At 65.1% G+C, this 24,763-nt stretch carries 24 protein-coding genes; 15 read left to right on the top strand and 9 right to left on the bottom strand.

The window, feature by feature from the left end; translation table 11 throughout:
- Positions 1-43 precede the first annotated feature (43 nt).
- The 3 genes from A3M7_RS0143315 to A3M7_RS0143305 all read left to right on the top strand — a co-directional run bounded on the left by A3M7_RS0143315 (position 44) and on the right by A3M7_RS0143305 (position 4,106).
- Positions 44-349, top strand: coding sequence for a GlsB/YeaQ/YmgE family stress response membrane protein (locus A3M7_RS0143315; protein WP_049824057.1), 306 nt, complete (start codon positions 44-46; stop codon positions 347-349).
- A gap of 721 nt (positions 350-1,070) precedes the next feature.
- Positions 1,071-2,120 (top strand): fatty acid desaturase, encoded by a 1,050-nt coding sequence (locus tag A3M7_RS0143310; RefSeq protein WP_027549494.1) that lies wholly within the window; start codon positions 1,071-1,073, stop codon positions 2,118-2,120.
- A gap of 429 nt (positions 2,121-2,549) precedes the next feature.
- A complete protein-coding gene (locus A3M7_RS0143305; RefSeq protein WP_027549493.1) occupies positions 2,550-4,106 on the top strand; it encodes a L,D-transpeptidase in 1,557 nt (518 codons plus the stop codon).
- Positions 4,107-4,137: 31 nt separating this feature from the next.
- Here the strand turns inward: A3M7_RS0143305 and A3M7_RS0143300 are convergent, their stop codons facing one another.
- From A3M7_RS0143300 to A3M7_RS0143280, 5 genes are all read right to left on the bottom strand, one after another.
- On the bottom strand, positions 4,138-4,950 hold the full coding sequence (locus A3M7_RS0143300; protein WP_027549492.1) for a class I SAM-dependent methyltransferase: 813 nt from the start codon (positions 4,948-4,950) through the stop codon (positions 4,138-4,140).
- A gap of 225 nt (positions 4,951-5,175) precedes the next feature.
- Positions 5,176-5,712: a VOC family protein gene (locus A3M7_RS0143295; protein ID WP_027549491.1), complete on the bottom strand. Its 537-nt coding sequence runs from the start codon at positions 5,710-5,712 to the stop codon at positions 5,176-5,178.
- A 40-nt stretch (positions 5,713-5,752) separates the two neighbouring features.
- Positions 5,753-6,721 carry a tripartite tricarboxylate transporter substrate binding protein gene (locus tag A3M7_RS0143290; protein WP_027549490.1) on the bottom strand — a complete coding sequence of 323 codons (969 nt, stop codon included), beginning with the start codon at positions 6,719-6,721 and terminating at the stop codon, positions 5,753-5,755.
- 12 nt (positions 6,722-6,733) lie between these two features.
- Positions 6,734-7,603 carry an MBL fold metallo-hydrolase gene (locus A3M7_RS0143285; protein ID WP_245284471.1) on the bottom strand — a complete coding sequence of 290 codons (870 nt, stop codon included), beginning with the start codon at positions 7,601-7,603 and terminating at the stop codon, positions 6,734-6,736.
- Positions 7,604-7,631: 28 nt separating this feature from the next.
- Complete coding sequence (locus A3M7_RS0143280; RefSeq protein WP_027549488.1) at positions 7,632-8,837, bottom strand: ABC transporter substrate-binding protein; 1,206 nt, start codon at positions 8,835-8,837, stop codon at positions 7,632-7,634.
- Between the two features lie 167 nt (positions 8,838-9,004).
- On the opposite strand from A3M7_RS0143280, the gene A3M7_RS0143275 reads away from it, so the two are divergent.
- The 3 genes from A3M7_RS0143275 to A3M7_RS0143265 are packed head-to-tail and all read left to right on the top strand — an operon-like array spanning position 9,005 to position 11,087.
- Positions 9,005-9,700 carry a TetR/AcrR family transcriptional regulator gene (locus A3M7_RS0143275; RefSeq protein ID WP_027549487.1) on the top strand — a complete coding sequence of 232 codons (696 nt, stop codon included), beginning with the start codon at positions 9,005-9,007 and terminating at the stop codon, positions 9,698-9,700.
- On the top strand, positions 9,678-10,229 hold the full coding sequence (locus A3M7_RS0143270; protein WP_027549486.1) for a carboxymuconolactone decarboxylase family protein: 552 nt from the start codon (positions 9,678-9,680) through the stop codon (positions 10,227-10,229). Before A3M7_RS0143275 ends, A3M7_RS0143270 begins: the two co-directional genes overlap by 23 nt.
- A 9-nt stretch (positions 10,230-10,238) precedes the next feature.
- The gene (locus A3M7_RS0143265; protein WP_027549485.1) at positions 10,239-11,087 is read left to right on the top strand and encodes an SDR family NAD(P)-dependent oxidoreductase; all 849 of its coding nucleotides are present in this window, start codon (positions 10,239-10,241) and stop codon (positions 11,085-11,087) included.
- Between the two features lie 121 nt (positions 11,088-11,208).
- On the opposite strand, the gene A3M7_RS0143260 is transcribed toward A3M7_RS0143265, so the two are convergent.
- From A3M7_RS0143260 to A3M7_RS0143245, 4 genes are read right to left on the bottom strand one after another with little or no spacing between them, the layout of a single operon-like run.
- On the bottom strand, positions 11,209-11,718 hold the full coding sequence (locus tag A3M7_RS0143260; RefSeq protein ID WP_027549484.1) for a DoxX family protein: 510 nt from the start codon (positions 11,716-11,718) through the stop codon (positions 11,209-11,211).
- Positions 11,715-12,497: a DNA-binding domain-containing protein gene (locus A3M7_RS0143255; RefSeq protein WP_027549483.1), complete on the bottom strand. Its 783-nt coding sequence runs from the start codon at positions 12,495-12,497 to the stop codon at positions 11,715-11,717. The genes A3M7_RS0143260 and A3M7_RS0143255 overlap by 4 nt, the downstream gene beginning before the upstream one ends.
- A complete protein-coding gene (locus tag A3M7_RS0143250) occupies positions 12,487-13,395 on the bottom strand; it encodes a DUF692 domain-containing protein (protein WP_027549482.1) in 909 nt (302 codons plus the stop codon). The genes A3M7_RS0143255 and A3M7_RS0143250 overlap by 11 nt, the downstream gene beginning before the upstream one ends.
- Positions 13,396-13,444: 49 nt before the next feature.
- Complete coding sequence (locus A3M7_RS0143245) at positions 13,445-13,750, bottom strand: DUF2282 domain-containing protein (RefSeq protein WP_027549481.1); 306 nt, start codon at positions 13,748-13,750, stop codon at positions 13,445-13,447.
- Positions 13,751-14,057: 307 nt separating this feature from the next.
- Here A3M7_RS0143245 and A3M7_RS0143240 point away from each other — a divergent pair, with 307 nt between their 5' ends.
- The 9 genes from A3M7_RS0143240 to A3M7_RS0143200 all read left to right on the top strand — a co-directional run bounded on the left by A3M7_RS0143240 (position 14,058) and on the right by A3M7_RS0143200 (position 24,600).
- Positions 14,058-16,145: an adenylate/guanylate cyclase domain-containing protein gene (locus tag A3M7_RS0143240; protein WP_027549480.1), complete on the top strand. Its 2,088-nt coding sequence runs from the start codon at positions 14,058-14,060 to the stop codon at positions 16,143-16,145.
- Between the two features lie 137 nt (positions 16,146-16,282).
- On the top strand, positions 16,283-16,867 hold the full coding sequence (locus tag A3M7_RS0143235; protein ID WP_027549479.1) for a HutD family protein: 585 nt from the start codon (positions 16,283-16,285) through the stop codon (positions 16,865-16,867).
- Positions 16,868-16,976: 109 nt separating this feature from the next.
- Positions 16,977-18,179, top strand: a complete 1,203-nt coding sequence (locus A3M7_RS0143230; RefSeq protein ID WP_027549478.1) for an adenylate/guanylate cyclase domain-containing protein — start codon at positions 16,977-16,979, stop codon at positions 18,177-18,179.
- A 123-nt stretch (positions 18,180-18,302) separates the two neighbouring features.
- Positions 18,303-19,100 carry an adenylate/guanylate cyclase domain-containing protein gene (locus tag A3M7_RS0143225; RefSeq protein ID WP_027549477.1) on the top strand — a complete coding sequence of 266 codons (798 nt, stop codon included), beginning with the start codon at positions 18,303-18,305 and terminating at the stop codon, positions 19,098-19,100.
- A gap of 249 nt (positions 19,101-19,349) precedes the next feature.
- Positions 19,350-20,642, top strand: a complete 1,293-nt coding sequence (locus A3M7_RS0143220; protein WP_049824056.1) for an ABC transporter substrate-binding protein — start codon at positions 19,350-19,352, stop codon at positions 20,640-20,642.
- 17 nt (positions 20,643-20,659) lie between these two features.
- Positions 20,660-21,583: a carbohydrate ABC transporter permease gene (locus A3M7_RS0143215; protein WP_049824067.1), complete on the top strand. Its 924-nt coding sequence runs from the start codon at positions 20,660-20,662 to the stop codon at positions 21,581-21,583.
- Positions 21,584-21,674: 91 nt separating this feature from the next.
- The gene (locus A3M7_RS0143210; RefSeq protein WP_245284474.1) at positions 21,675-22,448 is read left to right on the top strand and encodes a carbohydrate ABC transporter permease; all 774 of its coding nucleotides are present in this window, start codon (positions 21,675-21,677) and stop codon (positions 22,446-22,448) included.
- A gap of 49 nt (positions 22,449-22,497) precedes the next feature.
- Positions 22,498-23,505: a Gfo/Idh/MocA family protein gene (locus tag A3M7_RS0143205; protein WP_027549473.1), complete on the top strand. Its 1,008-nt coding sequence runs from the start codon at positions 22,498-22,500 to the stop codon at positions 23,503-23,505.
- Positions 23,506-23,508: 3 nt separating this feature from the next.
- Positions 23,509-24,600 carry a Gfo/Idh/MocA family protein gene (locus A3M7_RS0143200; protein WP_027549472.1) on the top strand — a complete coding sequence of 364 codons (1,092 nt, stop codon included), beginning with the start codon at positions 23,509-23,511 and terminating at the stop codon, positions 24,598-24,600.
- Positions 24,601-24,763 lie beyond the last annotated feature (163 nt).

Genomic DNA, 24,763 nt, shown 5'->3' with positions numbered 1-24,763 from the left:
GCGACGGAACACCGCTTGGTCGTCCGTTGGTGAGGATGTGAAAATGAACATCTCTGGTGAAAGCCTTTTCGTCATATTGGTTGTGGGCATCGCGGCCGGTTGGCTTGCGGGCCAGATCGTCATGGGCACGGGCTTGGGTCTGGTCGGCGACCTCGCCGTGGGAATAGCGGGCGCCTTCATTGCGAGCTGGCTATTCCCACAACTGGGAATTCATCTCGGTTCGGGGATCGTCTCGCAGATCATCGACGCTGCGGTCGGCGCGGTCTTGCTGCTGATGATCATGGGGCTCGTCCGCGGACGAAGAGGGTGGGGCGGAAGCTGGGGCGGCGTTTGGCGCAAACGCTGGTAGGCGCGCGTCGTGAGAGTCTGCCTGGAACGAACGTCACCGGGGTGACTTGGTGATGGCGACCGGATGTGATGCCCACTCATCATATCTGATGAATGGCGGCCCTGGTTCGCACCCCCGTGCTGGGGCCGCTTCCTCGCGCGTTTCCCTTCAGCTGCTACCTGGCTGATCTCATCGGATCGTCCATGGATATTTTGCGGACGTTCCCGCACCTGGAGCATTCGAAGATTCGCAGATTGGGACCGTCGCAATTTGCCCCGACGTGGACCAGAATCATGCGCCTTTGGCAGGCCGGGCAGAGTGGCCGGGGTATCGGAATCAGCGTCGGTTCTGGACGAGCATAGACCTCGGACATATGAAGCTCCTGCCCATATGGCGGGGTGTGCTGGCCGCCGCCGATAACAGCCGATTCGACGGCTGCGATGTGGTGAGCATGCCGCGCTCGCCCGTCAGCCTCTGTTCTATATTGCTCACATTGCCGGAAAATCGCCGGCCGACCGGCGAATGCGTCCGACCTAACCCTTTCCATCTCAGTCGCGCTGTGTCATGGGGGGCAGGCTAATTCGGCGACAACGCCGGCTCCCGGCGTGAGCAATATTGCTCAGCAGGACATCCTGGTACGGATCAATATGAGCGCGTGCGGGGCACGATCTCATGACTGCTGCCGGAGGCGTCCGTGGGCGATAACAGTACTTCTTCGGTGGACATCGGGAGCAGACCAGAAATGACTAAAGGAACGCCGGAGATCCGCGCGTCGGCGCAGTTGCTCGCCCGCTATCGCGAGGCCGACAGTGCGCGCGGTGTTCTCGAACTGGTGATCACGGCGGTGCCGCTCTGCGTCATCTGGGCTCTGATCTGGGCTGCTCTTGACCACGGCTATTGGTTTGCTCTGCTGCTCGAGGTGCCCGCGGCGGGTTTGCTGGTCCGTCTGTTCATGATCCAGCATGATTGCGGACATGGCTCGTTCTTCCGCGGCCGCGTTGCGAACGACTGGGTCGGCCGAGCCATCGGCGTGATGACACTGACACCGTACGATTACTGGCGGCAAAACCATGCCCGCCATCATGCCAACTCCGGCAATCTCGATCACAGGGGCTCGGGGGACATCGATACGTTGACCGTGCGAGAGTTTCGCGACCAATCGCGATGGCGCCGGATGCTGTATCGTTTGTATCGGCATCCCATCGTGATGTTTGGCGTCGGTCCCACGTATTTGTTCATCTTGAAGCATCGGTTGCCGGTCGGGCTGATGCGCGGCGGCTGGAAGCCCTGGCTGAGCACAATGGGCACGAACGTCGCGATCGCGATTCTCGTCGCCGCGATGATCTGGCTGGTCGGCTATGGGCCATTCCTGTTGGTCCACCTGCCGATCGTCGTTCTGGCTGCGTCGATCGGTGTCTGGCTGTTCTACGTCCAGCACCAGTTCGAGCACACCTACTGGTCCCATGACGAGACCTGGAATTTTCACGACGCTGCGCTGCACGGCAGCTCGCACTACCAATTGCCGGCTGTCTTGCGATGGTTCACGGCAAATATCGGCGTCCACCACATCCATCATTTGAGCAGCCGAATTCCCTGCTATCGCCTGCCGGACGTGTTGCGGGACCATCCGCAACTCGCCGGCGTCGGACGGATCACGCTGCTCCAGAGCTTGCGGACCGTGCGGCTGACCTTGTGGGATGAGGAGCGGCTGCAACTCGTCTCCTTTGGAGAGGCAGCCTTGACCTCAACCGCCTCGCCGACGCCTGCGGCCGCCTCGCGGCGAGGCCGCTGACGGTCGTGAAGGTGCGCGCCCCGCTGTGGCGCTTACCGCCGAGGGTAGGCCGGAAGGTGCCGGGCATTTAGCCACCTTCTCAACCAAAGCCTGCCGGTTCAACGAATATAGGCCGGTTTCGGTCCGCATCGCTGAGACCCGGATTGCGATCGCCGCGGCGCTCCACCGCAATGGGGGGACAAAACCGGCGGATCCGCCCCCTCGAAGGCGGACATTCTGCCGCAGCGATCGCCGCCAGCCTCAGGCCAGCCTCGGCCGCGAGCCACCCTTCCGCCTGCGCAAGCCGTCGTATATGAGAGATTTGTCGCCGGAACGTGCCGAATATCGCCACAGACGGAACGTATGGCGGCTGCGATTTCTTAATCCAAAGATCGCAATCTGAGACGCAATCGACATGAGCGCGGACTGGCATTTCGACCGGGGCATGGCATGAAAAACCGACTGACGACGGCGCAATCCACCCTGGCGATGCGGCGTTGGGCCCATCCCGGCATGATTGCGCTTGCGACGCTGGCCGTGCTTGCCGTGGCGAACCCGGCGACCGCGGCCAAGCAGGCGCGCCAGCCGGCCGAGGCGGTGGCGCCGCGGGAGGCGGGCGAGCCGATCATGGCGATCGTGTCGATCAAGAGCCAGCAGGTCACCTTCTACGACGCCGACGGCTGGATCCTGCGCGCGCCGGTCTCGACCGGCACCACCGGGCGCGAGACGCCGGCCGGCGTTTTCGCCGTCGTCGAGAAGGACAAGGACCACCACTCGACCATGTATGACGATGCCTGGATGCCGAACATGCAGCGCATCACCTGGAACGGCATCGCGCTGCATGGCGGGCCGCTGCCGGGCTATGCCGCCTCGCACGGCTGCGTGCGGATGCCCTTCGGCTTTGCGGAGGGGCTGTTCGACAAGACCAACATCGGCATGCGCGTGATCATCTCGCCGAACGACGCGGCCCCGATCGATTTCACCCATCCCTCGCTGTTCGTGCCGAAGCGCGAAGCCATCGCGGCGGTGCCGAGCCGGGCCGACAAGCTCTCCGCCGAGGCCGAGGAGGCGACCCGGGCCGCCGACGAGGCCAAGAAGGCCGCGGCAATCGCCGCGAAGGAGGCTGCATCGCTTCCCGCCTCGCTGCGCAAGCTGGAACAGCAGAAGGCCCGCGCCGATGCCGAGCTCGCCTTCGCCGACAAGTCGCTCGCGGCGGCAAAGACCGATCAGGCCCGCGCGAAGGCCGAGGAGCTGAAGCAGAAGGCCGCCACCAGGGCTGCCGATGCGGCAACGCAGCTCGACACCGCCAAGGCCGCTGCGCAGCCGAAGCGCGACGCGGTCGCTGCCACGAAGGAGGCTGCGAAGGCGACTGCGACCAAAAAGGCCGATGCGGTCAAGGCGGCGACCGACGCCAAACTCGCGCTCGAGCCGGTGTCTGTCTATATCAGCCGCGCGACGCAGAGGCTCTATGTGCGGCGGAACACGCACAAGCCGGCGCCGGATGGCGGCGGCGAGGTGTTCGACACCAGCATCGAGGTCCCGGTCACGATCCGCAATCCCGACCGGCCGCTCGGCACGCATATCTTCACCGCGATGGCGAAGAACGATACCGGCCTGCGCTGGAGCGTCGTGACGATCGAAAACGGCGACGACGCCAAGGACGCGCTCGACCGTATCACCATTCCGCAGGACGTGTGGGATCGCATCGCGCCGACCGCGTTGCCGCGCTCGTCGATCATCATCTCGGACGAGCCGCTGAGCAGCGAGACCAATTACCGCACCGAATTCGTCGCGGTGCTGAGCAACCAGCCCCAGGGCGGCTTCATCACGCGCAAGCCGACCGCGCCGATGGACATTGCGAGCGACGACAGCTGGGACAATGGCGGCAACGGCTTCGGCTTCTTCTTCCAGCGCGATCCGAACCCGCAACCCGTCAACCCGCGCCGCCAGCGCGGCGGCTACCCGTATTATCAGCCGGCGCAGCCGATGCCGCGGAGTTTCTGGTAGGACGCTGGACGCAAGCTGAAGCGTCCCGCAACTACGGTTGCGCCGTGATCACCAGCGCCTGGATCTTGCCCTCGACCGGTCCGGCTCCATGGCGCGTTCGGATCGCCTCGGCAACGGCGTCCGTCGCAGCCTGAAGCTTGCTCGCATCCCTTGCCTCGATCTCGTTGCGCAGCGGCGTCCCCTGGCAGTATGCGAACGCCACATATTCGGGTGTCGGCGCACGGCTCACCGCGGGAAGTGTTTCAATCGAGATGTGACGAAAGCCCGCCTGCTCCAGATCGGCCTTGATGACGGCCTTGTCGTGATAGCCGTGCGGCGTCCGCGCCATGAAGCGCGGCGGATCGTCGGGAAAGATTTTTCCGAGCACGGCCGTCGCCTCGTCGGCGAACACGTTCTCCTCGATGCGGTCCCAGACGTTGAACACGAACGAGCCTTGCGGCCGCAAGACCCGCTTCGCCTCGGCGTAACCCTTGATGCGATCCGGAAAGAACATGGCGCCGAACTGGCAGCAGACCACGTCGAACGTGGCATCGTCGAAAGGCAGCGCGGTGGCATCCGCCTGGCGCCAGGACATGCGCTCGTCTTCGCCCTGGCGCTGCTCGGCGATCGCGAGCATCGGCTCGTTGAGGTCGGTTGCGACGTAACGGATGCCGGCGGGGAGCGCCGCCGTCACGGCCCGCGTCACCGCGCCAGTGCCTGCGGCGGTTTCCAGCAACGTGGACGGGGCGAGCGCGGCGACACGCCTGGCGATGTCGGCGGCGTAGTGGGAAAAGATCAGCGGGACGAGATACTCGTCGTAGATTTTCGGGATCGAGCCGGCGAAGACCTTGTCGGTGGAGGACATGTTTGCCTCGCTGAAGGTTCGGACACGGGATCAAGCTACCATGGAACGCCATCTATCGCGCGAGCAGCGATGTGAACCCCGCCGGTTCCTGCATCCGGGCATCCACGTTCTTCGTTCCGCCTGGCTGGAACGTGGATGGCCGGGACAAGCCCGGCCATGACGCTGCGGAAGCTCAGCACACAGAACGCCCACCTCATAGGCGGACGCGGTGGCCAGTGACCGGTCCTACGATTTCGCGACAACCTCCCGGATCGGCCGCGTGCCATCCCAGTTCATCGCCGCCTGCCGGACCTTCTCGAAGAACGGCCCCTTGGTGCCGCTGATGTCGGAGATCTCGATCACGGTGCCCGGATGCGCCTGGGTGTCGAAATAGGCAAAGCGTCCCTTGTCGCCGCCGATCTGGCCCTCGTGGCCCACTTTGTAACCGAGCGCGAGCGCCCTGTCGTAGAGCGCCTGATAGTCGTTGCTCCAGTACGACATGTGCTGGAGGCCTTCGTGGCCGGCGTCGAGGAATTCCTTGTAGAGCGAGGGCGCGTCGTTGCGCTGCTGGATCAGCTCGATCTGGAGATCGCCGGAATTGGCCAGCGCAATGCTCATCTCGACGGCGGAGTCCTGGCCGCGATGGCGGAACCAGTCGGTCCGGACGCGGTCCATGTAGTACCAGGGGCCGACGCCCATCACCTCGACCCAGTGCTTCATCGCGGCCTGGATGTCCCGCACCACATATCCGTTCTGGCGCACCGCGCCGAAGATGCGGCTCATGCCCGCGCTCCTCTTGCCGCCTTGTTCACTTGACCTCGATTCACTTGACTTCGATGCCGGCGTCCTTGGCAACCTGCTTCCAGGCCGCGATGTCGCGCGCGTTGATGTCGCGCTGCTCCTCGCCGGGAACGAATTGCGGCGTGATGCCGAGCGCCAGCAGCTTCTCCTTGACCTCGGCATCGCCGAGCGCGTCCTTCAGCGCCGCCGAGAGCTTCTTCGCAACCGGCTCGGCAAGACCCGCCGGCGCATACATCGCCCACGACAGGCTACGGTCGAACGCCACGCCCTGCTCCTTGTAGCTCGCGACGTCAGGCAGGCTCGGCGAGCGCTCGCCGCAGGCGGCCAGCGCCTTGATCGAGCCGTCCTTCACCAGCGGCGTTGCGGTCGCCATGTCGAGTGTCGCAAGCGAGATGTGGCCGCCGAGCAGGTCGCCGGCGAGTTTTGCGATGCCGTTGAAGGGCACGTGATCCATCTTGATGCCGCTCTGCTGCATCAAGATCTCCGCGCAGAATTGCCCGGTCGAGCCGACGCCCCAGCTGCCATACTGGATCGGCTCGCCCTTCCTGGCGAGCGCGATCAGGCCCTTGATGTCATTGGCGGCAAAGTCCTTGGTCGCCACCAGCATGATCGAGGAGGTGCCGACGCGGCCGATCGTCGTGAAATCCTTGATCGGATCGTAAGCCAGCTTTGGATAGATCGCGGGGGCCAGCACATGCGTGGTCATGCCACCGATGGTGATGGTGTAGCCGTCGTTCGCCGCCGCCGCTACCATCTGCGTGCCGAGCGTGCCGGCCGCGCCGGTGTGGTTCTCGATATAGACGCTCTGTCCGAGCGACTTGCCCATCTTGTCCGCGAGCAGCCGGCCGATCACGTCGCCGCCGCCGCCGGCCGCATAGGGCAGCAGCATCCTGATCTTGTGGGTGGGGTAGGCGGCGGGGTCCTCGGCGCGCGCAGTGAGCGCCGCGGGCAGCAATGCGAGCAATGAAAGCGTGACGGTGCGCAGCATCATGATGGCATTCCCTTAATTCTCGAAACGAAATCGGTAGGCGTCGCCGTGCCGGATCACGCGCCCGGCCGTCGGGGCGGGAAAATGGCCGGTGAGCAGATAGCTCGGCGTGTCCGCGAGCGCCTCCAGCAGCGCCAGCCGGGTTGCGATGGCCGCGGCCGGATCGGCATCGGCGGCATTGGACAGCCACGGCGCGGCGCACTGGATCGGATGGTGGATGACGTCGCCCGACATCACCGCGTGGTCGTGGCCGCCATTGAGATGGATCTGCATGTTGCCGGCGGTGTGGCCGGGTGCCGGCGCGAAGCGCAAGGCGGCGTCGCGGTCGTCGAACAGGTGATGGTCGGTCTCGACGAACTCGGCGAGGCCCGCCGCGACCACCGGCAACACGGAATCCTCGAACGAGCCGTGGTTCACCGGGTTCTTCGGCGCCGCATTGTGCGCGGCCTCGAAGTGCCGGTACTCCTGGCGTCCCATCAGGTAGCGGGCGTTGGGGAAGGTCGGCACCCAGCGGCCGCCGACGAGCCGCGTATTCCAGCCGACGTGATCGACATGCAGATGCGTGCACATCACGAAGTCGACCTCTTCGGGCGCAACGCCGAGCGCCCGCATGTTGTCGAGATAGGGCTGGTTGAGGTCGTTCCACACGGGCACGCGCGGCCGTTTCTTGTGATTGCCGCAGCAGGTGTCGACGATGGCGGTCCAGCGCGGCGTGCGCACGAGATAGGAGTGGTGGCTGAGGATGAAGCGGCCGGTCTCCGGCTCGATATAGCGGTGATCGAGCCAGCTGCGGTTCTCCGCGATCACCGCGTCGGTGACGTTGGCGAACAGCCAGGTCTTCTCAAAAGCGAGCGTGGGGATCTCGCTGACGAGATCGACCCGCATGCTGCCGATCCGCAACCCCCGCATGTGGTCAGTTATTCAGGAGGTCGCCGAACGGCACCCAGCGCGTGCCGTCGAAACGAATGAGCTGGAGGCTCGTCATCGGCGTTGTGTGCTCGGGCGAATTGTTCACCGCGGTGCCGTTGATCAGCATCGGCAGGTGCACGTCCTTCAGGTTCGTCGCCTGCTTCATCACGTTGGCGCGGGTGAGGTCGTTACCGGATGCCTTCAGCACCGTCACCAGCGTCTGCGCGATGGTGTAGCCATAGACGTTGAGCCAGTCGCTCTTGTTGGCTTCCGGCAAATATTTGTCCATGAAGGCGGCCCACTCCTTGTAGCCGGCATCGTCCTTGAGCGCCGGATCGGTCGCGTCCTTCAGGTACTGACTGGAAATGACGCCGGTGGAATTGTCCTTGCCGGCCGGCTCCAGCACGCCGCTGATCGAGGCCGAGACGTTGGAGATGATGGTCACGGGCTTCCAGCCGATCTCGCCGATCTTGCGGATCGCCTGCGCCGCAAACTTCGGCGTCGCCGCCACCAGCACGACATCGGCGCCCGCGGTCCTCAGTTGCAGGATCTGGGTGTCCACCGTCGGCGCCGAGGTCTCGTAAGCGGCGCGCGCCACGATCGCCTCACCACCGCCGAGGCCTTGCTCCAACGCCTTCAGATAGTCCTTGCCGAGATCGTCGTTCTGGTAGAGCACGCCGATCTTCGCATTGGCGTGGCTCGCCTTGATGTACTTGGCATAAGCGATCGCCTCGTCGCGATAGGTCGGCTGCCAGCCGACGGTCCACGGAAAGTTCTTGGGATCGTCCCACTTCGCCGCGCCCGAGCCGAGGAACAACTGCGGTACCTTGCGGTCGTTGAGATATTTGTGCACGGCGCTGTTGGTCGGCGTGCCGACGCCGCCGAAGATCAAGAGCACTTCCTCGCTCTCGACCAGCCGCCGCGTCTGCTCCACCGTCTTCGGCGGGCTGTAGGCGTCATCGGCGATGATCATCTCGATGCGCCGCCCGTTGACGCCGCCGTCGTCGTTCACTTTCCGGAAATACGCTTCCGCCGATTTCGCGATTTGGGCGAAGGCCGAGACCGGGCCGCTCAGCGGCGCGGTGGTGCCGACCTTGATGGTCTTGTCGTCCGCGCCGGGATCGTATTTCGCGGTTTGGGCAGAGGCGTTGCTGGCTGCGAGCAGCGGCAACAGAATGCAGGCCGCACGAAGGCTGGCAAAGCGCGCCATGACGTCGTCTCCCCAGATTTGCTCTCTGCCTCTCGACGGGGCGGAGTTGAAACGCGAGAACAGCGCCCGCAACCAGACTTGCGGGCCGCGACCGTCGCCGCCAGACTGGCAAACGAACGATCGTTCGTATGCTTGACTAACGAACGATCGTTCGTTAGTCAAGCCGCATGGCTGTCCACACCTCCAGCGCGGCGGCAGCGGCTGCGCCTACGACCCGCGAGCGCATCCTCATCGAAGCGCTCAATCTGTTCGCGCAGAGCGGCTATGGCGGCGCCTCGATGCGCGAGCTCGCGCGCCGCGTCGGTATCCGCGAGAGCAGCCTCTACAATCATTTCGCCGGCAAGGCCGCGATCCTGGAAGCGATCGTCGCCGAGCACGGCCCGGCCAGCTCGGCGAGCCGGCTGGAGGAGCCGCGCTACAAGCAGCTCGCGCGCCAGCCCGCCGCGTTCTGCCGGCAGTTTGCCTTGGACCTCGTCGAGCAATGGTCCGATCCGCGCGAGCATCAGTTCCAGAAGGTGATCACCGCCGAGCGCAACCGCGTGCCCGGCATCCGTGCCAAGTTCGCCGACCATTTTTACGCGCGCGAGCAGAGCCTGATGACGGATTACTTCCGCGGCTTCGCGCTCGCCGGCCTTGTCTCGACGCCGGATCCGCGCGAGACCGCGCGGCTGTTCGCGGCGGGCCTCATCTACATCCGCCTCGAACATTACGTGATGGGCGCGACGCCGTCGCCGCGGCCGAAAGTGATCGAGGCGATCGACCGCTATCTTGCCTTCTTCCTGTCGTTGATCGCGGCAGGCGACGGCGACGACAAGAAACGAAAACCCAAGGGAGAAACGCGTGGCAAGGCTGCCCCTGATTGATCCGGAGACGACGAGCGGCGACATCCGCGCCTCGTTCGACCGCATGCCGGTCAAGCTCAACATCTTTCGCATGATGGCGCATGCCGAGGCCAACATGATCCCGGCGATGCGGCTCGGCAATTCGATCCTGCACAAGCAGAAGCTCTCGGCGGTCAACCGCGAGCTCCTGGTCCTCCAGGCCGCGCAGCTCGAAGGCGGCGCCTATGAATGGCGCCAGCACGTTCCGATCGCGCTCGGCGTCGGCTGCACGCAAGCGCAGATCGATGCGGTGGAACGCAGTGACTATGATGCCGCCGGCTTAAGCGATGCCGAGCGCGCGCTGCTCAAATTCGGCCGCGAGGTCGTCGAGAACGTCCGCGTTGGCGAGGCGACCTTTGCCGCCATGCGCCGCCATTTCAGCGACCAGGAAGTCGTGGAATCCATCGTCGCGCTCGGTTTCTACATGATGATGGCGCGCGTCACCGAGGCGACCGAGACCGATCTCGATCCCGCGGCCGGCATGAAGGTCTATGACGGCGGCAAGAAATAGGCGGGGCGCATGGCTGAGAATTCCGAGATCAAGCCGGAGCGTTATGTCCGTCCGCCGAGCGCAGAGTCGCTCGGTGAGGCGCCGGGGAGGGGACGTCTCAACGGACGCCGCATCCTGATCGTCGGCGGCGGCCAGCGCGTGTTCGATGCCTTGACCGATCCGATCGGCAACGGCCGCGCCATGAGCATTCTTTGCGCGCGCGAGGGTGCGAAGGTCGCGGTGGCCGATCTCAACCGCACCTCCGCCGATCAGACGGTGAAGCGCATCACCGACGAAGGCGGGGAGGCTTTTGCCATCGCGGCCGACGTCACGAGCGAAGCCGACGTCGTTCGCATGGTCGACGAAGCGCACCGCGCGATGGGCGGGCTCGACGGCATGGTTTTGAACATCGGCACCTTCGGCAAGGTCGGTCTCGAAGCCGTCAGTCCCGAGGAGTGGAACAGGATCTACGACGTCAATGTCCGCGGCCCCATGCTGTGCTGCCGCGCCGCCCTGCCGAGATTCGACAATGGCGGTGCCATCGTCTTCATCTCCTCGATCGCGGCGCTGAAAGCGGGCTCGCAGATGGCGGTGTACGATTCCTCCAAGGCCGCGCTCGGCGGCCTGATGCGCAACATCGCCCATCTCGGCGCGCGCCGCGGCATCCGCGCCAACCTCGTCTATCCCGGCCTCGTCGATACCCCCAACGGCCGCGAAGCCGGCGCCGGCCGCCCCTCGCGCGGCAAGGGCCACGTCCCCTTCGGCCGGCAGGCGACGGCGTGGGAGATCGCCTATGCCGTGCTGTTCTTCCTCTCGGACGAGAGCGTCTATGTCACCGCGCAGACGCTCGCGGTGGATAGCGGCCTGAGCGGGATGTAGGATCTGATTCCGTAGCCCGGATGGAGCGAAAGCGTAATCCGGGAGCGCTGCCTCATCGCCCGAACTGACCCGGATTGCGCTGCGCTCCATCCGGGCTACGGACGCGAGCGGCGGCGAGTGCCTATCGCCCGTGCGATCGTGCACGACAGATGAGATGGTCGAGCGAGAGGCTCCCCGGCCCGTAAGCCATGATGCCGAGCGCCATGGCCGCCCAAGTGAGGTGGATCGGCCAGCCGTCGGGCACCGTGAGCTCGACGATCACTGTCATGAACAACAGTCCGAGTCCCGCAAACCGCGTGCCTAGTCCCAGCACCAGCAGGATCGGGAACACGATCTCGCCCGAGCCCGACAGGAAGGCCATCACCGCCGGTGCCGGAAAATGATACGGCCCGCCCGGCAGATGCAGCATGAACTCGTCGCTGAACAGCGTCACGGCGGTGTCGTTGAGCCGAAGGAAGCCGCCCCATTTGAGCATGCCCGAGCGCCAGAACGGCACTGCCAGAGCGAAGCGCAGCACGAGCTGAACCACCGACGGTGCCGCAATGGCCTGCACCAGTTGATTGGCCTTGTCGACGAGCAGCCCGAGGGGTGGAAGGCTGCCGCTTGCGGGCATGCGCTGGTCCGTAATCATGCTGGATCTCCAAAAGCAATTGAGGTGAATGCGCCGGATTCGATCAGGCCGGCGATGTTCTCGGCGATGTCGAAATCGGCAGACGTGTCGAACGCCGCCATTGCGGCCGCGCCGAGCGGTTGGCCGGACATCAGGCTGGCGGCAAAGACGGCGCCGCCGGGCGGAAGGTGGCGCACCATGACGTCGAATTCGGCCCGGGTGATCAGGGCGTCTTCCGGCGTTGACGCGTCGATGCGTGCCACGGGCGCGCTGTCGCGGTTGGCGGCAAAGATCGTCGCGGCCGCATATTGCGAGCGTACGATCCGTGTGGCCGGATGCGGCGTGAGGACGAGACCGCCAAGCCGCTCCAGCGCAATGGTGGACAGAAGCGCAGGCGCCAGCGGCAATGCGTCGGCAGCATGATAAGCATCGAGCCAGGCGCGCTCGATGCGGGCAACGTCGGCCAGCCAGGGCATGTCTTGCGCATGCGCATAATTCGCGACGAAGTCCGGGAAGTCGCGGCCGTACTCGAACAGCAGCGGCGAGGTCGGTGGGGTATTGCGGACGTGGAAGCGCGCCATGGCGCGGAAGAAATCGGTGCCGGTGATGCGCTGCACGGCCGGATAGGTCGCAGCCAGCGCATCGATCAGGCTGACCGTGACGTTGTTGCGGTAGACGTCGTAGCGTCTGCCTGCCGGCTTGCCGTTTCGGCCGATCACGGCTGTCGGCGCGTTACGCGCGGGGTCGAGTAGCGGCGGCGCGAAGGCCGCGGCAAATCCGAGGTCAGCTTCAGGCCGCACGGCGATCCTCCGCCGTTGTGGCCGTTTGGCTGCGGTCGAGGATCGCCTGCGCGGCGACAGCCTCGGCGCGCAGGATCGGCCAGTCCGGGATATTGCTGTCCCATTCGATCAGCGTCGGCACGGGACCGCGCCGCGCCACGATGATCTCGAACAGCTTCCACACGGCGTCCGCGACCGGGCCGTCGTGGCTGTCGATGAGGAGGAGATTGCCATCGTCGTCGGTCTGCTCGGCATGGCCGGCAAGATGAATTTCCTCGACGTGAGCAAGCGGAAAACCGGCGAGATAGTCGAGCGCGGAGAAGTCGTGATTGGTTGCGGACACGAACACATTGTTGATGTCGAGCAGCAGGCCGCAGCCGGTGCGCTCGACGATGCCGCGAATGAAATCGGTTTCGCTCATCGACGACTCGCGGAAGGTCACGTAAGTCGACGGGTTCTCCAGCAGCAGCGGGCGGCGGATCGCCTCCTGCACCTCGTCGATGTGATTGCAGACGCAAGCCAGCGTCGCTTCGGTATAGGGCAGCGGGAGCAGATCGTTGAAGAAGCTGGACTCATGCGTCGACCAGGCGAGATGCTCGGAGACCAGCGCCGGCTGATAGCGCGCGACGAGGCTGCGGAAGCGCGCCAGATGCGCCTTGTCGAGCGGCTGCGGCCCACCGATCGACATGCAGACGCCGTGCAGGGACAGCGGATGGTCGCGGCGGATCGCTTCCAGCGCGCGATGCGGAGGACCGCCCGCGCCCATGTAGTTCTCGGCATGCACCTCGAAGAAGCCGGCTTTCGGGCCGGCTTCCAGAATCGCCGCAAGGTGTTCTGGCTTGAAGCTGGTTCCGGCGATGCCGCCGATTGGTAGCGAAAAGCGGAGCGGCACGGAAGCTGGCTTGAGGGCCGTGATCATAGTGCTTCTCCGCTTTGTCCTGTTGACGGGATGTGTTGGTTGGCCGACGTCAGACCGGCTTCAGCGACCCCTTCTTGCCGCCCGGCAGGTCGATGCTGGTGCAGGTGCCGCCCTGGACGAATTTCCAGGCGTTGCCCTGGAAGTCGACGGTCGAGGTGCCCTGGCAGGTCGTGCCCGGTCCGGCGGCGCAATCGTTCTGGCCTTTCAGTGCGACGCCGAAGCACTTTTCCTTCTTGGCGGCGACGGCGGCATCGGCTTCGGCCTTGGTCAGCGGGCCGGCGGCGGCGAGGGTCGCCAGCGCGGTCGACATGGCACCGGCGAGCGCGAGCGTGGTGATGGCGTGTTTGGCAGACATCGGAGTTCTCCTTTCGAGGTGCATCGCCTGGCAGGCGACAAGCGCATAGTCTCGTTCGCTTCGTACGCAGGCTGCGTTACCGCAGGGCCGCTCACGAGTCCGTGAGACCGATTGGGTCGGGCGCATGTGTGGTGCGCCTGGGCCGGGATTAGCGGGCAATCGCCGGCGCAAATCCAATGCCTTGGCGCTATCGAGACGTTAGCCACAGGGCATTGGCGAGGACGGCTCGCACCTGCCACACGTAACGAATGAGGGCCAGCAGCGTAGATGTCAGAGGATGCGCAGGTCCGCGAAGGCGAAAACGGCGATGAATGTTGATCCCGGACGGCGGCTTCAGGCGATCGCGAGGCTGACGGTCAGCATCCGTCTCGCCGTGTCCGCGCTGGTGCTCGCGGCGATCCTGCTGACGGCTGCCTTTTCCAGCCTGTTGTGGTGGCGCACCGCGGAGGCGACCAGCCGGCAGCTCGCCGCGACCATCAACGAGCAGATCGTGGCGGCGGTACGCAAGGAGGTCTCGGCCATCGTCGACGAGGCGCGTGCCGCGCACACCGCGATCCGCACCCTGTTCCTGCAGAACGTGCTCGATACCCGTGAGGCCGACAAGCGCGAGTTCGTCTTTCTGTCGCAGTTGCAGTCGCAGGCGACGATCTCCTGGGTCGCTTTCGGCTGGCCCGACGGCTCGTTCTTCGCGGCGCACAAGCTCGGCGATCGCCGCCTGGAAATGATGGAGATCTCGCTGACCGATCATCCGGGCCAGCGCCGCGTCGATGAATATGATGTCGTGCCCGGCGACATCGAATTCGCCAATCGCCGCTTCGAGCCGACTGATTTCCGCGTCGCCGATCAGGCCTGGTTCAAGGCCGGGCTCGCCGGGGACGAGCCGCAATGGTTCAGGGTCACGGGCCATCCGACCGGCGAGCGGCCATCGATTGCCTTTGCGGGCCCGATCGACGTCTATCAGGAGCGGCAAGGCGTTCTGGCTGTCATCATCGAATATACAAGGCTTGCACGCTTCCTGTCGCAGCTTGAGGTCGGTCGCACGGGAACGGCCTTCATCGTCGATGGCAGCGGCGAGCTCGTCGCCGCGCCGGACAAGGATGCCGACGAGCTGCATCCGGCGGGCGGCGACACCACGCTGCTCCCGCTCGCGCGCGCAGCGCTCGAAAAGGCGGGTGAGGCCGGCCGCAAGGAGGCCTGGCGTAGCCGGCTCACGTCAGGCGGTGCGGCCTACGAGGTTGCGCTGACGCCGCTGCCGTTTCCTGGCTGGTCGCTCGCGACCGTGATCCCCGAGGCCGAATTTCTCGGCCCGGTCGAGACGACGCTGCGGCGCCTGATTCTCGGTCTTGCCGTCGGCGCCGTGTTCGCGGCGCTGGCTTCGGCAATGCTGGCGCGTTCGGTCATCGCCGCGCCGTTGTCCCGCGTCGTCGGGGAGCTTCGCCATGTCGAGGCGTTCGCGCTGGAGCAGGTCCGTCGCCATCCGTCGCGGCTCAAGGAAATCGCGAGCCTGTCGGGCGCGATTGCCGAGATGGCGTCCGGACTATCCGCCTTCCGCAAGTTCATTCCGGCCGATCTCGTCCGTGACCTGCTGCGCCAGGGCGTCGAGGCAAGGCCCGGCGGCAGCATCCAGGAGCTCAGCGTCATGTTCATCGACATCGCCGGCTTCACCGGACTGTCCGAGCGGCTGGGCGACCGCGTGGTGCCGCTGCTGTCGCGCTATCTTGACCTCACCTCGGAAATTATCGTCGCCAACGGCGGAACGATCGACAAGTTCATCGGCGACGCCGTCATGGCGTTCTGGGGCGCGCCGCAGCCGCAAGAGGACCACGCTGCGCGATGCTGCCGCGCGGCGCTGGCCTGCCGCAGGGTGATCGACCAGTCTGGCCTTGCCGACGATCTCGGCCAGCCGCTCCAGATCCGCATCGGCATCAATTCCGGCCGCATGCTGGTCGGCAATATCGGCTCGGAGCTGCGGCTGAACTACACCGTGATCGGCGATGCCGTGAATGTCGCCAGCCGGCTGGAGAGCGCCAACAAATCCTACGGAACGCAAATCCTGATCGGCGAGGCGACCGAACGTCTGGCGCGCGGTGCCATCGTCTCGCGTGAGATCGACCGCATTGCGGTTTACGGACGAGAGGAGGGGCTCTCGGTCCACGAGCTCGTCGGAATCGCGGATGAAGGCCCGGTCGCGGCGGGATGGATCGCGGACTACGAACGCGGTCTTGCCAACTACCGCTCGCGCCGGTTTGCCGACGCGCTCGCCTGTTTCGAAGCCGTTCTGAGCGAGCGCGGCGCCGATCGCCCGGCCGAACTCATGCGCGACCGCTGCCGGCAGCTTGCTGCCGCCGCGCCCGATGCGGCGTGGCGCCCGATCGCGGCGCTGACGACAAAATAGTCGCGGAGGCGAGGACCGGGCGGCCTCCTCAACGTCGTCCTGGCTTTCGCCAGGACATCGCGATTTGCTGTTCCAGGATCGCAAGCCTTGGGCCATTGTGATATCGGGCCACTGCCTTTCCGGACGGACTCCAGGACATGAAGACCACGCTGCTGAAATCCGAAGACTACACCCGCTCGCCCTGGAAGAACGGCGGCGGCATCTTCACCGATATCGCGGATGCCCATCGTGCCGGTAGCCCGGCGAAGGATTGGGACAGCCTGCTCTGGCGCTTTGCGTTCACGCCGATCGTGGCGCCCGGTCCGTTCTCCTACATGCCCGGCATCGACCGCTTGCAGATGGTCGTCGCGGGGCGCGGGCTGGTGCTGAAAGCACCAGGACAGGAATTCGACGAGCGCGAACCGTTCACGACCGTGCGCTTCACCGGCGAGCTCGAGATCGTGACCGAGCTTGAGGCAGGTCCCGTCGAGGTCGTGAACCTGATGGCCCGGCACGGTGCGGCGGAGATCGCGCTTGTGGCGCTTCGGGAACCCGGCGATCGGCCATTGTCCGCCGGCACGCATCTGGTTTACGCGGTTTCCGGCAATTGCAGCATTCGCCTCAATAGCGAGGATTTTGTCATCCCCCACGGCAGCACGCTGAAGGTCGAGCTGACCGAGGCATCGCAACTCGCGCTCGTTTCGGGGCTGGCGGTGCTGGGATCGATCCGGCTCGCCGGCTAGGCGGCAACCGCGCAGCCGATGCGCACAATCCGGGCAACTGGCTAGGTTGACGCGGTCGCGCCGGAGCACGATATCTCCTCACGTGCAGACCGCCGCGAAGGGGCAGGATATGAGCGCGCCAGACAAAAATCCGCCCGCCACGCTGTCCGACGGCGTCGTCGACTGGCTGACCAACGGCACGCGCGACGAACGCTTCATCGACAATATCTTTGCGCAGATGTGTCTCCGCCTCCAGCAGGCCGGCATTCCGCTGAAGCGGTCCACGCTTCATGTCCTGATCCATCATCCGCAATGGCTGGGGGCCCGCTTCATGTGGTCCGACGGCATGCGCGAGGCCGAGATCGCGCGGGTCGATTATGACGTGCGCGAGCGGTCCGAATTCATCGGCAGTCCCGCCAACGAAATGTTCGAGGGGGCGACCGAGGTGCGCGAGAACCTCGAACGCGATCCGGCGCTCGGCCGCAAGCACGCCCTCTATGACGAGATGCGGTCCAAGGGCCTGACCGACTATGTGGCCTGGCCGCTCTACCACACCCTCGGCAAGCGCCATCTCGTCACCTTCGCGACCGACCGTCCCGGCGGTTTCAACGACGCGCACATCGCTGCGCTGAAGAAACTGCTGCCGGTGCTGGCGCTGGTCAGCGAAATCCGCATCAAGAACCGCCTGGCGCGAACGCTGCTCGAGACCTATGTCGGCTCCCATGCCGGCGAGCTGATCCTGGCTGGCGCCACCAGGCGCGGCACCGGCACCACGGTGCGCGCCGCGATCATGATCTGCGACCTCAGGGATTTCACGAAAATCTCCGACAACTGGCCGCGCGACGACGTCATCGACCTGCTCAACGACTATTTCGACGCGATGTCCGAGCCGATCGCGCGGCACGGCGGCGAGATCCTGAAGTTCATCGGCGACGGCCTGCTCGCGATCTTCCCGCTCAGCCAGCCCAATGCCTGCGCAAACCTGCTGCATGCCGTGACCGAAGCCCGAGCGGCGATGGTCGCGCTGAACGAGCGGAATAACGGCAGCGGCCGCGCGCCGCTGAACTACGGCATCGGGGTCCATGTCGGCGACGTCATGTACGGCAATATCGGCTCGACCACCCGGCTCGACTTCACCGTGATCGGCCCCGCCGTCAACATGGCCTCGCGTCTCGAGGCGCTCACCAAGCAGCTGGGAAAAAAGGTGCTGCTGTCCCGCGCGTTCGCCGATTTGGTGGAGCCGATATTCGAGCTGGAGCGGGTAGGCGAACACGAGGTGCGGGGATTCAGCGAACCGATCGAGCTGTTTGCGTTTGAGCCCCCCACGACGTGATCGCGAGCTGACGCGAGCGCTATCGGCAAATCTTCGATCGGGGAGTCTTGTTGCCAACGCGGGAATGTCCGACTACCCTTTACCCTGGGTAGCCCAAACGTTCCTACGATTGGCCGCGCGTTCATGCCAAAATTTCTTCGCATCGGAGTCCATCAGTCCAACGTCTCCGGATACACGTCGAAGGCCTGGTGTGTCAGGCGCGTCGGCTCGGCGGTTTTCCTGAAGTGGGGCGCCGTGGAGGTCCATGGCGCCGGAGACGGGCGCAAGGTCTACTGGTCGCGTCTGCCGCAGGAGAAGACCATTCGTTGCGGCACGGCGCAGCGTGCCCAGGACTACGCCAAGGCCGCGATCGCGCGGCGCCGCAACCATCGCTACGAGCCGCTGGCCGGGCCGATTGCGAACCGGCGCCGGTCGGGCGGCGGCAGCGCCGAGCCCAAGCAGGCACTCGCCACCATCCTGATCGTCGATATCGTCGGTTCCACCGCAAAGGCCGCCAAGCTCGGCGATGCGCGCTGGACGAAGATCATGGGCCACTATTACGCGGCCGTCCGCAAGGAGCTGAAGACTTCGCGCGGCAAGGAAGTCACGACGACGGGCGACGGCGTGCTCGCGACGTTCAAGGCGCCGGCCGCCGGCATCAGCTGCGCGACTGCGATCCAGAAAGCCGTGCGCACGCTGGGCCTCGACATCAGGGTCGGCCTGCACGCCGGCGAATACACCATCAGCGGCGGCGAAATGGTCGGTCTCGCCTTCCACATCGGCACCCGTGTCGCCGCCAAGGCGCGCGCCGGCGAAGTCCTGGTGTCTAGCGCGGTGAAGGATCTGCTGAAGACGCAGTCGGCGATCAGCTTCAGGGATCACGGGGTGCATCAGCTCAAGGGCGTGCCGGAGAAGTGGCGGCTGTGGCGGGTGGAGGAGTGAGGCGGCCTGTTATGAGCGGCAGGATAGCGTCCGTCATGCTTCTGTGATTTTGCTGCGCTTTCGTCTGCGTTTGATCGTGTTCGTTGTGTGTAGGAACCGAGCTCGCGTTTGACAAAGTCGACACTGCGCCGCTACCTTCGGTCAAAAAGCGGCACGTTGCGCAATTTGCGCATTGGCACGCGGTTAACTGGTGTCATCGGCCGGGCCGTACACGCGCCCTGATCGACACGAGGTCAGGGAGGACAAGTCATGAGCGGCTTTGCGCTTTCGCGTCGTTCATTGATCGGAGCCGGTATCGGCGGTGCAACGCTGGCGAGCCTCGGCGATTTTTCCGCTGTGGCGGGGGAGTTGCGGCTGCGCATGTTCTGGTGGGGCGCCAAGGAACGGGCGGAGCGCACCGACAAAGTCAACAAGCTCTATGTGAGCGGCCATCCGGAGGTGACGATCGCCGGCGAGTCGCTGGGCTGGACCGACTACTGGGCGCGGCTTGCGACGCAAACCGCCGGCCGCAATGCAGCCGACGTGCTGCAGATGGATTACCGCTACATCTACGAATACGCCCGCCGCGGCGCCCTGTTGCCGCTGGACAATTACGTGCCGAACGCTCTCAACCTGACGGATTTCAGCCCGGCCGCGGTCGACAGCGGCAAGGTCGACGGCAAGATCTACGGCGTCAGCCTCGGCCTCAACTCAACGGCGATGGTCTACGACAAGGCGCTGATCCAGAGTCTCGGCTTGAGAGAGCCGGTCTGGAACATGACATGGAGCGAGATTGGCGATCTCGCCGCCGCGATCACCAAGGCCGCCAAGCGCGACGGTTTTACGGGCATGGAGGACGGCGGCCGCAACGAGCCGCTGCTCGAAGTCTGGCTCACCCAGCGCGGCAAGTCGCTGTACACGGGCGAAGGCAAGGTCGGCTACGACGAAAAGGACATGGCCGAATGGTTCGCGTTCTGGAGCGACCTGCGTAAGCGCGGCGCCAGCGCCGCGCCGGATACTCAGGCGCTCGACCGCGGCGAGATCGACTCGAACCTGTTGTCGATCGGCAAGACGGCGATGGCCTTTGCCCACTCCAACCAGCTGGTCGGCTTCCAGGCCATCAGCAAGAGCAAGCTCGGCCTCTCCACCTATCCCGACGGCGGAAAAGGCGCGAAACCCGGCCAGTATCTGAAGCCGGCCATGATGTGGAGCGTCGCGGCGCAGTCGAAACAGGCCGAGGCGGCGGTCAAGCTCGTGAGTTACTTCGTCGCCGACCTCGAAGCCGGCAAGGTGCTCGGCGTCGAACGCGGCGTGCCGCCGTCATCAGCGGTGCGCAACGTCGTGACGCCGACGCTCGACGACCTCGGTCGCGCCATGGTCGACTACATCGGCCTGGTCAGCGACAAGGTTGGGCCGTTGCCGCCTCCGCCGCCGCGCGGCGCCGGCGAAATCCAGAGCGTGCTGCGGCGCGTCAATGAGCAGGTCGGTTTCGGCCGCCTGACCCCCGCCGACGGTGCCAGGCAGTTTGTCGCCGAGGCGGCCGCCGTGCTGGCCCGCGGATAGACGCGGTGGCGGATACGCTGATCGACGCTGCCACACCCGTCGCGGCCGCACGCTCGCCCGAATCCTCCTGGCGCGACAGCGCCGCGGGCTATCTGTTTCTCGCGCCCTGGCTGATCGGCTTTTTCGCGCTCACGCTGGGGCCGGCGCTGGTCTCGCTGTATCTGTCGTTCACGGATTACGATCTGCTTAGCAATCCGCGCTGGGTCGGCGCCGCCAACTACGTGCGCATCGCGACCAGCGATCCCAAGTTCAGCGCGGCGATGCACGTCACCTTCCTCTATGTGGCGCTGGCTGTGCCGCTCAAGCTCGCCTTCGCGCTGCTGGTGGCGATGATCCTGAACCGGGGCCTCCGCGGCCTGCCGCTGTACCGGGCGATCTTCTATCTGCCGTCGCTGATCGGCGCCAGCGTTGCCATCTCGGTGCTGTGGCGCCAGTTGTTCGCCGGCGACGGCCTGCTCAACCAGGCGCTGAAGCTCTTCGGGATTCATGGACCGAGCTGGATCTCCAATCCCGACACCGCCCTCTACACCCTGGTGGCGCTGAGCGTGTGGCAGTTCGGCTCGCCGATGATCATCTTCCTCGCCGGCTTGCGCCAAATTCCGAAGGACGTCTATGAGGCCGCCGAGATCGATGGCGCCAGCCGCAGCCAGCAATTCTGGCGGATCACCCTGCCGCTGCTGACGTCGGTGGTTTTCTTCAACGTCGTGGTGCAAACCATCGACGCCTTCAAGGCGTTCACGCCGGCCTTCATCATCAGCGGGGGCACCGGCGGCCCGATCGATGCGACGCTGTTCTATACGCTCTATCTCTACCAGGAGGCCTTTGCCTATTTCCGCATGGGCTATGCCTCCGCGCTGGCCTGGGTGCTGGTCGTGATCATCGCGGCCTTCACCGCGTTGTCCTTCCTGTCATCGCGTTACTGGGTGCACTACGATGGTTGATCTCGCGACATCGGATGAGATTCCGCACCCTCGCAACGGACGCGGCCGCGCGCTGATCCATCATGTCGTGCTGTGCCTCGCCTCGATTGCCATGCTGTATCCGCTGTTGTGGATGCTGGCGAGCTCGTTCAAGCCGGACAGCGACATCTTTGGCGACGCCTCGCTGTGGCCGCGCAATTTCAGCCTCGACGCCTACTGGCGCGGCTGGTCCGGGCTGCAGGTGACCTTCGGAAGGTTCTTCCTGAATTCGCTCGTGGTTTCGCTGTGCAGCGTGGTCGGCAACGTGATGTCGTGCTCGCTCGCAGCCTACGCGTTCGCCCGACTGAAATTCCGCGGCCAGAAGTTCTGGTTCGCGCTGATGCTCGGCACCCTGATGCTGCCGTATCACGTGACGTTGATCCCGCAATACATCCTGTTCCTCAACCTCGACTGGGTCGACACCTTCCTGCCGCTGATCGTGCCGAAATTCCTGGCGGTGGACGCCTTCTTCATCTTCCTGCTGGTGCAGTTCTTCCGCTCCATCCCGCGCGAACTCGATGAGGCCGCGATGATTGACGGCTGCGGGCCGTGGCGCATCTACTGGATCGTGATCCTGCCGCTATCGGTGCCGGCGCTCGCCACGGCCGCGGCTTTCACCTTCATCTGGACCTGGGACGACTTCTTCGGGCCGCTGATCTATCTCAACGACATGAATTCCTACACTGTGCAGCTCGGCTTGCGCAGCTTCGTCGATTCCACCGGCAAATCCGACTGGAGCGGCCTGTTCGCCATGTCGACGCTGACGCTGCTGCCGCTGTTCGTCCTCTTCCTGCTGTTCCAGCGCCTCCTGATCGACGGCATCGCCACCACGGGGATGAAGGGGTGACGATATCGGACGCATCCCCGCATCGACTGCTACCTAAGGGAGAAAAGCCATGAGCAAACTGCGCTTCGCCGCGATCGGCATCAATCACGCTCACATCTATGGCCAGGTCGATTGCCTGCTGCGCGCCGGCGCCGAGCTGGTCGGCTTTCATGCCGTCGAGGACGATTTGGCCAGGGCCTTCGCGGCGAAATATCCGCAAGTCCCGCGCGTAGCCGAGCGGGCGAGATTGCTCGACGACAAGACCATCGCCCTGATCCTCTCGTCCGGCATCCCCGCCGACCGCGCTCCGCTCGGCATCGAGGTGATGCGCCACGGCAAGGACTATATGAGTGACAAGCCGGGCATGACGTCGCTGGAGCAATTGGCCGAGGTGCGCCGGGTCCAGGCCGAGACAAAGCGGATCTATTCGATCTGCTACTCCGAGCATTTCGAAACCCGCTCCACCGTGAAAGCCGGCGAACTGATCGCGGCCGGCGCCATCGGCAAGGTCATCAACACCGTCGGGCTCGGCCCGCACAAACTGAAGAATCTGCCGCGGCCCGACTGGTTCTATTCGCGCGAGCGCACCGGCGGCGTGTTGACCGACATCGCCTCGCATCAATGCGAACAGTTCCTGTTCTTCGCCGACGCGCTCGATGCCAAGGTCGTCAGCGCGACGGTCGCCAACCGCGCCAATCCTGATAGGCCGGAATTGCAGGACTTCGGCGAAATGCTGCTGCGGACCGGTGATGTCACCGGCTACGTCCGCGTCGACTGGTTTACCCCCGACGGTCTGCCCAATTGGGGCGACGGCCGGATCACCATTCTCGGCACCGAGGGGTACATGGAGCTGCGCAAATATATCGACGTCGCCGGGCAGCCCGGCATTGACCATCTCATCATGGTCGACCGCAGGGGTGTCCACCGGATCGACTGTTCCAATGTCGAACTGCCCTATGGCCGCCAGCTCATCTCCGACGTGCTCAATCGCACCGAGACCGCTATACCGCAGGCACGCTGCTTCAAGGCCATGGAGCTGGCGCTCACCGCGCAGGCGACGGCGGAAGGAAGGGCTTAAGGCATGTCGAAACGCTACACCGTCGCCGTGATCGGGTTAGGCATCGGCCGCAACCATATCACCGAGGGCTATGCGCGCTTGCGCGATCAGTACGATCTGCAGGTGATCTGCGACCTCAGCGAGGAGCGCCTCGCCAGCGTCGGCGATGAGTTCGAGGTCGCACGCCGGACCACCTCATTCGACGAGGTGCTGGCCATGGGCGACATCGACATCGTCGATATCTGCACGCCGCCGACGCTGCACTTTCCGCAAGTTATGGCGGCGCTCGCCGCCGGCAAGCAGGTGGTCTGCGAAAAGCCGCTCGTCGGCTCGCTGCACGAGATCGACCAGCTCACCGCCGCCGAGGCCGGGGCGCGCGGGCGCATCATGCCGGTGTTCCAATATCGTTTCGGCAACGGCCTGCAGAAGGCGCGGCGGATTGTCGAACTCGGCCTCGCCGGCAAGCCGTACCTCGCGACCGTCGAGACCGCCTGGCTGCGCGGCGCCAAATACTATTCGGTGCCGTGGCGCGGCCGCTTCGAGACCGAACTGGGCGGGGCGCTGCTCACCCACGCCATCCACTCCCACGACATCCTCACCTGGCTGATGGGTGACGTCGCCTCGGCGTTTGCGCGCACCGCAACGCGCGTTAACACGATCGAGGTTGAAGACTGCGCCGTGGCAAGCCTTGTGATGGAAAGCGGCGCGCTGGCCTCCTTGGTCGCAACGCTGGGTTCGGCCAGGGAGATCAGCCGCCTTCGGCTTTGCTTCGAGCACGTCACCTTTGAGAGCTCGCTCGCGCCTTATGCCCCCGGCGACGATCCCTGGCAGATCATCGCCACCTCGCCCGAGGCCGAGGCGCGTATCGCTAAGGCGCTGGAAGGGTTTACGTTCGTGCCATCGCGGTTCGAAGGCTTGATGGCGGCCTATCATCAGGCGCTGGAAAGCAACGGGCCGTTGCCGGTGACGCTCCAGGACGCGCGGCGTTCGCTGGAACTGATCACTGCGCTCTATCACGCCGCGGAAACCGGAACAGTGGTGGCGCTGCCGATCGGCAAGGAGCATCCGAAATATGGCGGCTGGCGCCCCGGGGCAGCGACCGCGCCGCGGGGGTGACTCTCGAGAAGCGTCCTTTTGCGCCACGCGACCGATCACCGGCGGCATAGAGAAGACCGCCACGAACCGCTAACAGGCTTCAACCGCACGGGTCCGCGTTTCGTCCGCCATGCCGCTATCGGGCCCACAGCGGACTCGGCAGAGATGAGCGTTTGAACCATCT

It is taken from the genome of Bradyrhizobium sp. WSM2254, from assembly GCF_000472645.1.
Lineage (GTDB): Bacteria > Pseudomonadota > Alphaproteobacteria > Rhizobiales > Xanthobacteraceae > Bradyrhizobium > Bradyrhizobium niftali.
This window is presented reverse-complemented; position numbering and strand designations above follow the sequence as displayed.

Coding starts and splice junctions, on each gene's coding strand:
- A3M7_RS0143245 (WP_027549481.1), bottom strand. CDS start 13,750: ATGTCTGCCAAACACGCCATCACCACGCTCGCGCTCGCCGGTGCCATG.
- A3M7_RS0143265 (WP_027549485.1), top strand. CDS start 10,239: ATGGCTGAGAATTCCGAGATCAAGCCGGAGCGTTATGTCCGTCCGCCG.
- A3M7_RS0143220 (WP_049824056.1), top strand. CDS start 19,350: ATGAGCGGCTTTGCGCTTTCGCGTCGTTCATTGATCGGAGCCGGTATC.
- A3M7_RS0143305 (WP_027549493.1), top strand. CDS start 2,550: ATGAAAAACCGACTGACGACGGCGCAATCCACCCTGGCGATGCGGCGT.
- A3M7_RS0143280 (WP_027549488.1), bottom strand. CDS start 8,837: ATGGCGCGCTTTGCCAGCCTTCGTGCGGCCTGCATTCTGTTGCCGCTG.
- A3M7_RS0143230 (WP_027549478.1), top strand. CDS start 16,977: ATGAGCGCGCCAGACAAAAATCCGCCCGCCACGCTGTCCGACGGCGTC.
- A3M7_RS0143200 (WP_027549472.1), top strand. CDS start 23,509: ATGTCGAAACGCTACACCGTCGCCGTGATCGGGTTAGGCATCGGCCGC.
- A3M7_RS0143240 (WP_027549480.1), top strand. CDS start 14,058: ATGAATGTTGATCCCGGACGGCGGCTTCAGGCGATCGCGAGGCTGACG.
- A3M7_RS0143295 (WP_027549491.1), bottom strand. CDS start 5,712: ATGAGCCGCATCTTCGGCGCGGTGCGCCAGAACGGATATGTGGTGCGG.
- A3M7_RS0143315 (WP_049824057.1), top strand. CDS start 44: ATGAACATCTCTGGTGAAAGCCTTTTCGTCATATTGGTTGTGGGCATC.
- A3M7_RS0143310 (WP_027549494.1), top strand. CDS start 1,071: ATGACTAAAGGAACGCCGGAGATCCGCGCGTCGGCGCAGTTGCTCGCC.
- A3M7_RS0143250 (WP_027549482.1), bottom strand. CDS start 13,395: ATGATCACGGCCCTCAAGCCAGCTTCCGTGCCGCTCCGCTTTTCGCTA.
- A3M7_RS0143275 (WP_027549487.1), top strand. CDS start 9,005: ATGGCTGTCCACACCTCCAGCGCGGCGGCAGCGGCTGCGCCTACGACC.
- A3M7_RS0143260 (WP_027549484.1), bottom strand. CDS start 11,718: ATGATTACGGACCAGCGCATGCCCGCAAGCGGCAGCCTTCCACCCCTC.
- A3M7_RS0143300 (WP_027549492.1), bottom strand. CDS start 4,950: ATGTCCTCCACCGACAAGGTCTTCGCCGGCTCGATCCCGAAAATCTAC.
- A3M7_RS0143235 (WP_027549479.1), top strand. CDS start 16,283: ATGAAGACCACGCTGCTGAAATCCGAAGACTACACCCGCTCGCCCTGG.
- A3M7_RS0143225 (WP_027549477.1), top strand. CDS start 18,303: ATGCCAAAATTTCTTCGCATCGGAGTCCATCAGTCCAACGTCTCCGGA.
- A3M7_RS0143285 (WP_245284471.1), bottom strand. CDS start 7,603: ATGCGGGTCGATCTCGTCAGCGAGATCCCCACGCTCGCTTTTGAGAAG.
- A3M7_RS0143210 (WP_245284474.1), top strand. CDS start 21,675: ATGCTGTATCCGCTGTTGTGGATGCTGGCGAGCTCGTTCAAGCCGGAC.
- A3M7_RS0143290 (WP_027549490.1), bottom strand. CDS start 6,721: ATGATGCTGCGCACCGTCACGCTTTCATTGCTCGCATTGCTGCCCGCG.
- A3M7_RS0143205 (WP_027549473.1), top strand. CDS start 22,498: ATGAGCAAACTGCGCTTCGCCGCGATCGGCATCAATCACGCTCACATC.